At 59.0% G+C, this 10,403-nt stretch carries 10 protein-coding genes; 5 read left to right on the top strand and 5 right to left on the bottom strand.

What is annotated here, in order from left to right; translation table 11 throughout:
• Positions 1–180: 180 nt before the first annotated feature.
• The 3 genes from argJ (at position 181) to VGC62_RS03780 (ending at position 3,129) form a co-directional block, all read left to right on the top strand.
• Positions 181–1,398, top strand: a complete 1,218-nt coding sequence (gene argJ, locus VGC62_RS03790) for a bifunctional glutamate N-acetyltransferase/amino-acid acetyltransferase ArgJ (protein ID WP_331185737.1) — start codon at positions 181–183, stop codon at positions 1,396–1,398.
• Between the two features lie 157 nt (positions 1,399–1,555).
• The gene (locus VGC62_RS03785; RefSeq protein WP_331185736.1) at positions 1,556–2,182 is read left to right on the top strand and encodes a glutathione S-transferase family protein; all 627 of its coding nucleotides are present in this window, start codon (positions 1,556–1,558) and stop codon (positions 2,180–2,182) included.
• Positions 2,183–2,184: 2 nt separating this feature from the next.
• Complete coding sequence (locus tag VGC62_RS03780; protein WP_331185735.1) at positions 2,185–3,129, top strand: Nudix family hydrolase; 945 nt, start codon at positions 2,185–2,187, stop codon at positions 3,127–3,129.
• A gap of 25 nt (positions 3,130–3,154) precedes the next feature.
• Here the strand turns inward: VGC62_RS03780 and VGC62_RS03775 are convergent, their stop codons facing one another.
• From VGC62_RS03775 to VGC62_RS03765, 3 genes are all read right to left on the bottom strand, one after another.
• A complete protein-coding gene (locus VGC62_RS03775; protein WP_331185734.1) occupies positions 3,155–3,736 on the bottom strand; it encodes a cob(I)yrinic acid a,c-diamide adenosyltransferase in 582 nt (193 codons plus the stop codon).
• Between the two features lie 15 nt (positions 3,737–3,751).
• Complete coding sequence (locus tag VGC62_RS03770; RefSeq protein ID WP_331185733.1) at positions 3,752–5,788, bottom strand: sensor histidine kinase; 2,037 nt, start codon at positions 5,786–5,788, stop codon at positions 3,752–3,754.
• 82 nt (positions 5,789–5,870) lie between these two features.
• Positions 5,871–6,788, bottom strand: coding sequence for a putative 2-dehydropantoate 2-reductase (locus VGC62_RS03765; protein ID WP_331185732.1), 918 nt, complete (start codon positions 6,786–6,788; stop codon positions 5,871–5,873).
• 202 nt (positions 6,789–6,990) lie between these two features.
• Here VGC62_RS03765 and VGC62_RS03760 point away from each other — a divergent pair, with 202 nt between their 5' ends.
• Both VGC62_RS03760 and VGC62_RS03755 read left to right on the top strand, forming a co-directional pair.
• A complete protein-coding gene (locus VGC62_RS03760; protein WP_331185738.1) occupies positions 6,991–7,449 on the top strand; it encodes a YajQ family cyclic di-GMP-binding protein in 459 nt (152 codons plus the stop codon).
• 139 nt (positions 7,450–7,588) lie between these two features.
• Positions 7,589–8,437, top strand: a complete 849-nt coding sequence (locus tag VGC62_RS03755; protein ID WP_331185731.1) for a mechanosensitive ion channel family protein — start codon at positions 7,589–7,591, stop codon at positions 8,435–8,437.
• Between the two features lie 138 nt (positions 8,438–8,575).
• On the opposite strand, the gene VGC62_RS03750 is transcribed toward VGC62_RS03755, so the two are convergent.
• Together VGC62_RS03750 and VGC62_RS03745 are read right to left on the bottom strand one after the other, a co-directional pair.
• Positions 8,576–10,141 (bottom strand): AmpG family muropeptide MFS transporter, encoded by a 1,566-nt coding sequence (locus tag VGC62_RS03750; RefSeq protein ID WP_331185730.1) that lies wholly within the window; start codon positions 10,139–10,141, stop codon positions 8,576–8,578.
• Positions 10,142–10,183: 42 nt separating this feature from the next.
• A partial coding sequence (locus tag VGC62_RS03745; RefSeq protein ID WP_331185729.1) for an MGMT family protein occupies positions 10,184–10,403 on the bottom strand: 220 nt, incomplete at its 5' end.

The raw sequence follows: 10,403 nt of genomic DNA, 5'->3' as shown, positions 1-10,403 counted from the left end.
AGAAGTTCAAGCACTGTCACGGTCAGATCAGCTAAGTCGTCAACCGACTGGCGGTAGCTGGACGCCGTACCACAGAAACAAGCGCCGCGACCGGCTTACCCCGTCGCGGCGTTTTTCAATTGTTCGAGCCGTACTGGCGTGCTGCCAGACGGCATGGGTATTTCTCAAGGAGCGCATTTCATGGCTGTTGGTCTTGGTCCTTTGCCGACGCTGCACCCGGTTCCCGGTTTCGAACTTGGCATTGCCTCTGCCGGCATCAAGCGCCCAGGGCGCAAAGACGTCGTCGTCATGCGCTGCGTTGAAGGCTCCAGCGTGGCGGGCGTGTTCACCCTTAATGCGTTCTGCGCGGCACCGGTGATTCTGTCCAGGCAGCGCGTCAAAGGTCCCGTGCGTTACCTGTTGACCAATACCGGCAATGCCAATGCGGGCACTGGCGAGCCAGGTCTGATTGCTGCTGCGCGCACTACCGCCAGGCTCGCCGAGTTGACTGGGGTCGATGCCGACGCTGTGCTGCCGTTCTCGACCGGCGTGATCGGCGAACCGCTGCCTGTGGAGAAAATAGAAGGCGCCTTGCAAGCCGCGCTTGACGACCTGTCTGTGAATAACTGGGCTGCCGCGGCGACCGGCATCATGACCACCGACACCTTGCCCAAAGGCGCCAGCCGGCAGTTCCAGTACGATGGTGTAACGGTCACTGTGACCGGCATCAGTAAAGGCGCGGGCATGATCCGTCCAAATATGGCGACCATGCTCGGCTACATCGCTACCGACGCCAATGTGTCGCAAAGTGTGTTGCAGGACCTGATTCGCGACGGCGCGAACAAGTCATTCAACCGCATCACCATTGACGGTGACACCTCGACCAATGACTGTTGCATGCTGATCGCCACCGGCCAGGCTGACCTGCCACAGATCACCGAAGCCAAGGGCCCGTTGTTCGACCTGCTCAAGCGTGCGGTGTTCGACGTATGCATGGAAGTCGCCCAAGCCATCGTGCGTGATGGTGAAGGTGCAACCAAATTCGTGACCGTGGAAGTGAACGGCGGCGGCAATCATCAGGAGTGCCTGGATGTCGGCTACGCCGTCGCGCACTCGCCGTTGATCAAAACCGCGTTGTTCGCGTCTGACCCCAATTGGGGTCGTATCCTCGCCGCAGTGGGTCGTGCTGGCGTGCCGGATCTGGACGTGAGCAAGATCGACGTATTCCTGAGCGGCGTGTGCATCGCCAGTCAAGGCTGCCGTGCAACGACCTACACCGAAGAGCAGGGCGCGGCGGTGATGGCTGAAGAGGAAATCACCATTCGCATCGAGTTGGGTCGAGGTGAGTGCAGTGAAACCATCTGGACAACCGACCTGTCGCACGAATATGTGAAGATCAACGCCGAATACCGGACGTAGTTCTGGAGGATCTTCAACTGTAGGAGCCAACTTGTTGGCGAGGAATTGACGCGGTGCGTCAGGCCGCCGTCTCGCGAACAAGTTCGCTCCTACAGGTCGTTCATTACCTCTTGCGCGAGCAAGCTAGCCGCAGCATGTGATCCAACGGAGCTTAACCATGAGCCTGCACTTGATCATCGGCGACAAACGCTACTCCTCCTGGTCTATGCGCCCTTGGTTGGTGCTGGAGACGCTGGGCGTACCGTTCACTGACGAAGTCATCCGGCTCAATCAAGCGGACACTCGTGAGCGTATCCTTAAACATTCGCCCACGGGCAAGGTGCCTGCACTCAAATGCGAGCTTGGAACTATCGTCGACTCGCTGGCGATCTGCGAAACCCTGGCTGAGCTGTTTCCAAAGGCCACACTGTGGCCGCGCGACGCCGCCGCTCGTGCTCAGGCGCGTTCTGCCTGTGCGCAAATGCACAGCGGCTTCACGAGTCTGCGTTCCAACATGCCAATGGATCTGCGTCATGACCAAGCGCTGGAAGTGATTGCGGTCGAGACGCAGGACGATATCGAGCGCATGGTCGCGCTGTGGGCAGAGTGTCGTGCTGCCTCCACCGAAAAGGGCCCGTTCCTGTTCGGCCAACCGGGCATTGTCGATGCATTTTTTGCGCCGGTCGCCGTGCGGTTACGCAGCTATCGTGTGGAACTGCCAGCGCAAGCGGCAGAGTACGTCGACACGATTTACCAATGGCCTGCATTCAAGCGCTGGCAGCAGGCAGGTTTAGAGGACGTTTAAACGTGAAACGAGTTCATGTAGCCGCGGCAGTCATTCGCGGTGCTGATGGCAAAATCCTCATCGCCCGGCGTGCCGATACTCAACATCAAGGCGGTTTGTGGGAGTTTCCCGGAGGTAAGGTCGAGCCGGGCGAAGCCGTCGAGGCTGCACTTGCGCGCGAGTTGCAGGAAGAGCTCGGCATTGTGGTGAGCGCCGCGCGGCCGCTGATCAAGATCAGGCACGACTACCCGGACAAAGAGGTTTTGCTGGATGTCTGGGAAGTCTCGGCGTTTACCGGCGAACCGCACGGCGCCGAAGGCCAACCACTGGCTTGGGTGTCGAACCGGGAGCTTGCCGAATACGACTTTCCGGCGGCCAATCAGCCGATCGTTGCTGCAGCACGATTGCCCGGTGATTACCTGATCACTCCGGATGGGCTGGAAACGCCGCAATTGCTGCAAGGCATTCAAAAAGCGGTGGCTGGCGGCATTAAGTTGGTTCAGTTGCGTGCGCCGAATATGTACGACCCCAAGTATCGTGATGTGGCGGTGGATGCGATCGGCCTGTGCGCAGGCAAGGCGCAATTGATGCTCAAAGGGCCTTTCGAGTGGCTGGGAGACTTCCCCGCTGCTGGCTGGCACGCGACCTCGGCGCAGTTGCGCAAGCATGCTGCCAAGGGTCGACCGTTGCCAGCGGATCGCTGGCTGGCGGCCTCTTGCCATAACGCCGAAGAGTTGGCGCTGGCCGAGCAGATGGGGGTGGACTTCGTCACCCTGTCACCGGTTCAGCACACCCAGACGCATCCTGATGCGCAGCCGCTGGGCTGGGAGCTGGCGAGCGAGTTGATCGAGGGCTTCAGCAAGCCGGTGTTTTTGCTGGGCGGGGTCGGCTCGCAAGAGCGTCAGCGTGCCTGGGCAATCGGCGCGCAGGGCGTGGCAGGGATTCGAGCGTTTTGGCCGGGTGAGTGAGTTTCAGCACGTATTGTAGTGAAATTCACGACTGGGGTTTCTTCGCCGCTTCCCACAGGATTTCAGCAATTCCCTGACGTCGCGCAATCAGCCTGGCGGCGACAAATAGCAAATCCGACAACCGATTGATATACGCCAAACCAACCCCGGCCAACGGCTCGACAGCGTTCAACTGCTGACAGTGCCGTTCGGCGCCGCGGGCCAGGCTGCGGCAGACATGCGCCTGGGCGATCAATGCCGAACCACCCGGCAGTATGAAGTTCTCCAGCGGCCCCAACTCTTCGTTCCATAGGTCAATGGTCGCCTCCAGCCTTTCGATTTCTGCCGTGTTCAGCGCCTGATACTCGGGCATCGCCAGTTCGCCGCCCAGGTCGAACAGTCGATGCTGACAAGGTGTCAGCACATCAATGACTTGCTGTAGGCCCGGCGCGCGCACCACTTCGACGGCAAGACCTGCGAGCAATAAGCCCAGTTGGCTGTTCAGCGTATCCACTTCGCCGATTGCTTCGATGCGCGGATGGTCTTTCGGTACCCGACGTCCGTCGCCAAGACCTGTTTGGCCTTTGTCTCCCGTGCGCGTGTAAATTTTCGACAAGCGAAAACCCATGTTGGAATCTCCCGGTTACAACGGACTGATGAGCGGAGTCGGAGCGTTGATCTGGCTATCGGCCAGAGGCAGGCGCAGGGTGAAACAGGTGCCTTGGCCGAGGGTGGATTGCACCTCCATCTGCCCCTTGTGATTGTTAGTGATAATGAAGTACGAGACCGACAGACCCAAGCCGGTGCCCTGGCCGATTTCCTTGGTGGTGAAGAAGGGCTCGAAGGTGCGTTTGCGCACGTTTTCCGACATGCCGATGCCGTTGTCCTCGACCTGGATTTCTGCCCATGGTGGGTTCAAGCGCGTGCGCAAGGTGATGCGCCCCGGCTCGCTTTCGTCTGGTCGTTGATGGATCGCCTGCGCGGCGTTCTTCAATAGATTCAACAGCACCTGCTCCAGTTCGTTGGCGGTTCCCGGCACAGGTCCAAGATTGGGATCGAACTGGCGAATGATGTTCTGGCCTTTGAAATCAAAGCCGATGGTCAGGTCAAAATCGTTGCTGGCGATTTCCACCGCTTGATCGATCAGTGCGGGCAGATCGCAGGGCGCCATCTGCCGGTTGCTGCGCCGGCTGAAGCTGAGCATATGGCTGACGATCTTTGCGGCACGTGCGCCGGCTTGTTGGATGCCGTCGAGCAGCTTAGGCACCTCCCGCGCGTTGAGGTACTGATTGACGGCGGTCAGTTCGATGCCCTCCTGCTCGGCCTGCTCCAGGTTCTTCGGCAGTTCTGGCGATAACCGCCGACGAATGTTCTGCACATTGTGCAGGATCGCGCCCAGCGGGTTGTTGATCTCATGCGCCATACCTGCGGCCAGGCCACCGACTGACAGCATTTTCTCCGATTGCACCATCATTTCTTCCAGCGACAGACGCTGAGTGATGTCATCGATACGGATCACCACCCCGCGGCCGGCGCCGCCGGTCAGCGGATAGAACGTCAGTGCGTAATGTCGCGACTCCTCGCCCTTGACCCACGTCACGCGCTCGATCTTGGTCACGGTATGGCGCTCGACTGTCTGCCTGATCTGCGGCAGAAACGCCTTCATGGGTGGGAACGCGAGAAAGATGGGTTGGTTGAGCGCTTCGTCCAGCGGCGTGCCCGAGAGTGCCCCGGCCTCCTGGTTCCATTGGGTGACGTACAGCTGTTCGTCCAGGGCGATCAGCGCAGATGGCATGGAATCGATGATGCTGTTGAGGTAGTTCTGAAAACCGGTGAGCTTCTTTTCGATTTTGCTGCGCACCTGAACCTCCAGCTCCAGCTTGCGGTTGGTGTGGCGAGTTTCCTCGGCCAACCCTTGCGCCTGATCATAGGCCTCCTGAGAGTCGTCCCGGGCGCGTTTGAGTTGCTGTTCGCGAGCCTCCATGCGCGACAGCATGGTGTTGAACGCCTCGGCCAAATTGCCAATCTCATCATGATTGCCGGGCCCTGCGCGCAGGGCGTAGTTTTCTTCGCGGGTGACGCGGCGCGAGAGCTCTTCAAGCTGATAGATCGGCTCGGTGATGAAACGGCGTATTTGCCGTGCCACGCCTGCCCACAGTAGGAGGCTGAAGATCAGAATAGCGAGACTGGCGGCCAGGGTGCCGGTGTAGAACGCGGTCGGCAGTTCGCTGCTGGCAACCAGCAGCAGATGCCCCGGCTCGCTGTTGGGCTTGGGCACTGGAATGACCTGAGTGTTGCGAAACTCGGTAATGCGCCAGGTTTCCAGATTGCGAAAGTGGTCGGGCAACCGCAGCTTGTCGCCTTGCTGGACCTGCGCCAGGCGGTTGCCGTCGGTGTCATACAGTGCAGCGGCGCGCAGCGGGCCGTAGTTTTTCAATTCCTTGAGCAGCGCCTCGCCGTTTGAGGGAGACATCAGTGCCTGGGCCGATAAGCCTGGGTTACTGATCAGTCGGCCAATGGTCTGCAGCGCCTGTGGCGCCATGGCTTCCTGGGAAATGTAATAGGCCGCGCTGATGAACGTCAGGTTCGCGACCACCAGCACGGTGGTCAGTAGGACCAGCAGGGCCGCCAGGAGCTTTTGGCCGACCGGCAGGTTTTCCAGGCGTTGGCGCAATGACATGAGGCAGCATCACTTGCAGATGAGGAGCGGGCAGGGTAGCGCTGTTCAGTTGCGCAGCAAACCCGCGACACGAAATTGTCCTTCAGTCGCTGGGCAGTCCGCGAGCGGTCAAGTGTTCGATCAGCCGTTCATGCAACTGGTTCAACGCCGGCACCTGACATTGATGGCGTGCGGCAATGGCACACGCGTGGCCCAGTAGGTAGCTAATCTCAGTGCGTCGTCCTTGAGCGACGTCTTGGTACATCGATGAGTAATTGGCGGCAGTCGCCTGGATCACCCGCCGCACATCAGCGTACAGATCGACCGCTGCGGCAGGTTGGCCGCAGCGCTCCAGTATTTGAGCGAGTTCTGCACACAGTGACGCAACTTCTTGATCGTGCTCAAGCAGGCCGCCGTTTCGGCAGTCGTACAAGACCGTCAGCGGGTTGATCGCACAGTTGAGCGCCAGTTTGCGCCACAGTCGGGTGAGGATGTCGGGTGTCCATTGGCCAGGAATACCGCTGGCTTGCAACGCATGCAGCCAGTCGGGGGGTGTTGGATTGGCCGGATCGCCCAGCCAGTTGAAACCCTGTCCGGCAAATACCACGCTAAAGTCCTGGTCGCGAAACGCGCCTTCGGTGCTGGAAATCGAGATGCAGCGGGCAGCAGGAACACTTGCGGCCACGGCGTCTTGGCTGCCCAGCCCGTTTTGCAGCAGCAATATGTGCGCGCCGGGCGCCAAGCGCGAAGCGAGGCTGGAAACCGCTTGTTCGGCGTCATAGGCCTTGCAAGCCACCAGCAAACGCTCAATGGGTTCAGTTGCGTCAAGTGTTTGCGCTGCAACAGCGTACGTCCGACGCAGGCCCTTTTCGTCCAGGGTCAGGCCACCTTCGGCGTGATAAGCCGCCAGCCGCTCGGCGTCACGCAGGATCAGTTGCACAGCAAAGCCGGCCCGGAACAGCCGCGTGGCCCACAGACTACCCAGACTGCCGGCGCCAAGGATGTGCCAAGTGGTTGCCATCAGCGAGCGGGCCGCTGTTGGTCAATCAACGGTGAAAAGCAGGAAACCAGCATCGACATCGAAGGCTCGCAGTGAAGGTAGGAAAAGTCTCGTTATAATGACCGGGCTTTCACAACGTCAAGTTAGGCGCGACCTATCTACATACCGAGCCGCGCCGTTCAATTGGAGAATTTACATGCCCTCGTTCGACGTAGTGTCGTAACTGGATAAACACGAAGTCACTAATGCCGTCGATAATGCCATCAAAGAGCTCGACCGTCGGTACGACCTCAAAGGTAAAGGCAGCTTCGAGTTCAAGGAAAAAGACCTCACCGTCAACCTGACCGCTGAAGCTGACTTCCAGCTCGAAGCGATGATCGAGATCCTCAAGCTGGCGCTGGTCAAGCGCAAGATCGACGTGCAGTGCCTTGAGGTCAAGGATGCCTTCGCTTCTGGCAAACAGATGAAACAGGAAGCTGTGCTCAAAGAAGGCATTGATAAAGAGCTGGCCAAGAAGATCGTCGCCCATATCAAGGACGCCAAACTCAAGGTTCAGGCATCGATTCAAGGCGAGCAAGTGCGTGTGACTGGCAAGAAACGTGACGATTTGCAGGATGCGATTGCCGCCCTGCGTGCTCACGAATTCGGCATGCCATTGCAGTTCAACAACTTCCGCGACTGATCGCTCGATTCTGCCAGCGCTACTGTTCAGCGGGAACCAAAGTGTTCCAAGGGCGTCGCAGGGCTGAGTCAGACGTAAACGACGGACGTTACCGCGTCGTCGGTTAAACCAATCGTTTTATGAGCGCAAGGAGACATCGATGGAGTTAAACCTGGAAAATCAGGTGGATCATCTGGTCAAGGCGTCCCAAGCCTGGATTCCGATGATCATGGAGTACGGCAGCCGCGTAGTGTTGGCGCTGGTGACACTGGCCATCGGTTGGTGGCTGATCAACCGGCTGACCACCAAGGTTGGTGCGCTGCTGGCATTGCGCCACGCGGATCTGGCGTTGCAGGGTTTCATCAGCAGCCTGGCGAACATCATTCTGAAGATCCTGCTGATCGTCAGTGTGGCATCGATGATTGGGGTGGAGACTACATCGTTCGTCGCCGCAATCGGTGCTGCTGGTCTGGCGATTGGCCTGGCATTGCAAGGCAGCCTGGCGAATTTCGCTGGCGGCGTGCTGATTCTGTTGTTCCGCCCGTTTCGTATTGGCGACTCAATCGAAGCGCAAGGGGTTTCCGGCACTGTCGACAGCATTCAGATTTTCCACACGGTGCTGCGTACTGCCGACAACAAGACGGTGATTCTGCCTAACGGCAATCTGTCGAACGGCATCATCATCAACACCAACCGTCAGCCGACGCGCAAGATTACCTTCGATGTGGGCGTGAGTTACGACGCAGACCTCAAACAGGCCCTGCAGGTGTTGATGGACATGGCGGATGATCCGCGCGTACTGCAGGACCCGGCACCGCAGGCCGTTGTGGCTGCTTTGGGCGACAGCTCGATCACTGTTTCGCTGCGGGTCTGGACCAATACCGGCGATTTCGGCGATGTATCCAATCGCTTCAACGCCGAAGCCCGTGATCGTCTGCGTGCCGCGAATATCGATATCCCGTTCCCGCAGCGGGTGATTCGATTGGTGCAGGAACAGCCTGCGCAGTAGCGAGGCATTGCCCTCGTTGTAGGAACTGCCGAAGGCCATGATTGCGGTTCGCCATGGGTATGGCATTGCAGCCTTCGGCAGCTCCCACAGCGCTAGACACACATCAAGAAACACCCCCGTCAGATCGGTGTTTTCAAATCAGGGCTGGTCGCTGACCGGTGTTTCGGCTGGTAGCGCTTTGGCGTCCTCGATCAACTTGTCCTTGCGCGATTCCTGAATCCAATGCAGAGCGATCATCAGCAAGGTTGGTACGCCCATCAGTGCAGTGGCCAGGAAGAAGTTGTGATAGCCCAGTTTCTCCACCATGACCCCTGAATACCCGCCGATCAGGCGCGGCAGCAACAGCATGATCGAGCTGAGCAACGCGTACTGAGTGGCCGAAAACTTCAGGTTGGTCAGGCTCGACAGGTAGGCCACGAAGGCCGATGTCGCGAGTCCCGAGCTGAAATTATCCAATGAGATCGTGACGATCAGCATCTTCAGGTTCGGGCCCATGTCGGCCAGCATCAGGAACAGCAGGTTGGTTGCCGCCGATGTCGCGCCACCAATGAACAGGATTGGCAGGATACCGAAGCGCACAATCAACAGCCCGCCAAAACCTGCGCCGACCAAGGTCATGACCAGGCCGAAAATCTTGCTGACACTGGCGATCTGATCCTTGGTGAAGCCCTGATCGATGTAAAACACGTTGGCCATGACGCCCATGACCGTGTCAGACATGCGGTAAGTAGCGATCAGCCCGAGCAACAAAAACGCCTGCCAGCGATAGCGCAGGATGAAGTCGTTGATGGGCGTCAGCACTGGCGCCAGGCCGCGTCGGCCAATGGATGAAAGGCACAGCACGGTGAGCGTGGTGTAGAGAATGGCCCGCAGGAATGCGCGGTCCTCCATGAGCAGGTCTTTCCAGGTGGTGCCTTCGAACAGCACGCTGGCAAAGTCGGTGTTGTACAGCTGGGTGAACATGGCCGGTACCGACACCAGCAGGATAATCAGCACAAACACCGAAGCCAGTTGATGCACGAAGCCATAGCGCGCCGCAGACAACTGTGTGCGCAATGGCACCGCAGGTTCACGCATGATCAGTGTTGTGACCAACGCGGGCAGCATCAACAGACCAAACAGCACATAGGTGCCCGTCCAGGCCGAATGTTTGTAGGCGAAACCGGTTGAGCCGAAGCCCTCGGCGAAATACAGCGCGCCCGCAGTTGCCAGCAATGCGGCAACGCGATAACCGGCCATGTAGCTCGCGGCGAGTGTGGCTTGCTGACTGTCGGAGGCAATCTCCAGACGATACGCATCAATGGCAATGTCTTGGGTTGCGGATGAAAAAGATACCACCACCGCAATTGCGATCAGCCAGGATAAGTGCTGCTGTGGATCGCAAAACCCCATGCCGATCAGGCCCAGAACCACAAGTGCCTGCGACAGTACCAGCCATGAGCGGCGGCGCCCGAGCCTGCCGAGTATCGGCAGGCGCCATTGATCCAAAAGGGGTGACCACACCCATTTGAATGCATAGGCCAGGCCGATGAGACTGGCGTAGCCGATGGTTTCACGAGCGACACCGGCTTCGCGCAACCAAACCGAAAGCGTAGAAAAGACCAACATGTAGGGCATACCCGCGGCAAATCCGAGCAGCAGCAGTACAAGTGTCGAAGGACTGGCATATACGGCGAGCGAGGCGCGCCAGGTTTTGCGGGGCATGGGCTGGAGTCTGCCTCAGGTTACGAAAACAAAGGCCGCACTCTAACCGTTGTGCTCTGCCGGGCGCCAGCCATGGCGCAGCATATCTACCCGATTGTTGCAGATTGTCACACCTTCTGCCCTCAAGCGGGCACGCTGTTCTTCCCCTGAGACTGTTCCGGCGGGCAGGCTGATCTTGCCGCCAGCGCCGACAACTCGATGCCACGGCAGGGTTGAGCCGTCGGGCAATTGGCTCAAGGTCCGACCGACAAAACGTGCCGCT

Source organism: Pseudomonas sp. (assembly GCF_036404235.1).
Classification (GTDB): domain Bacteria; phylum Pseudomonadota; class Gammaproteobacteria; order Pseudomonadales; family Pseudomonadaceae; genus Aquipseudomonas.
Note: the sequence above shows the minus strand (reverse complement) of the source record. Positions and strands in the feature narration are given on the sequence as shown.

Coding starts and splice junctions, on each gene's coding strand:
- VGC62_RS03765 (WP_331185732.1), bottom strand. CDS start 6,788: ATGGCAACCACTTGGCACATCCTTGGCGCCGGCAGTCTGGGTAGTCTG.
- argJ (WP_331185737.1), top strand. CDS start 181: ATGGCTGTTGGTCTTGGTCCTTTGCCGACGCTGCACCCGGTTCCCGGT.
- VGC62_RS03770 (WP_331185733.1), bottom strand. CDS start 5,788: ATGTCATTGCGCCAACGCCTGGAAAACCTGCCGGTCGGCCAAAAGCTC.
- VGC62_RS03775 (WP_331185734.1), bottom strand. CDS start 3,736: ATGGGTTTTCGCTTGTCGAAAATTTACACGCGCACGGGAGACAAAGGC.
- VGC62_RS03750 (WP_331185730.1), bottom strand. CDS start 10,141: ATGCCCCGCAAAACCTGGCGCGCCTCGCTCGCCGTATATGCCAGTCCT.
- VGC62_RS03785 (WP_331185736.1), top strand. CDS start 1,556: ATGAGCCTGCACTTGATCATCGGCGACAAACGCTACTCCTCCTGGTCT.
- VGC62_RS03755 (WP_331185731.1), top strand. CDS start 7,589: ATGGAGTTAAACCTGGAAAATCAGGTGGATCATCTGGTCAAGGCGTCC.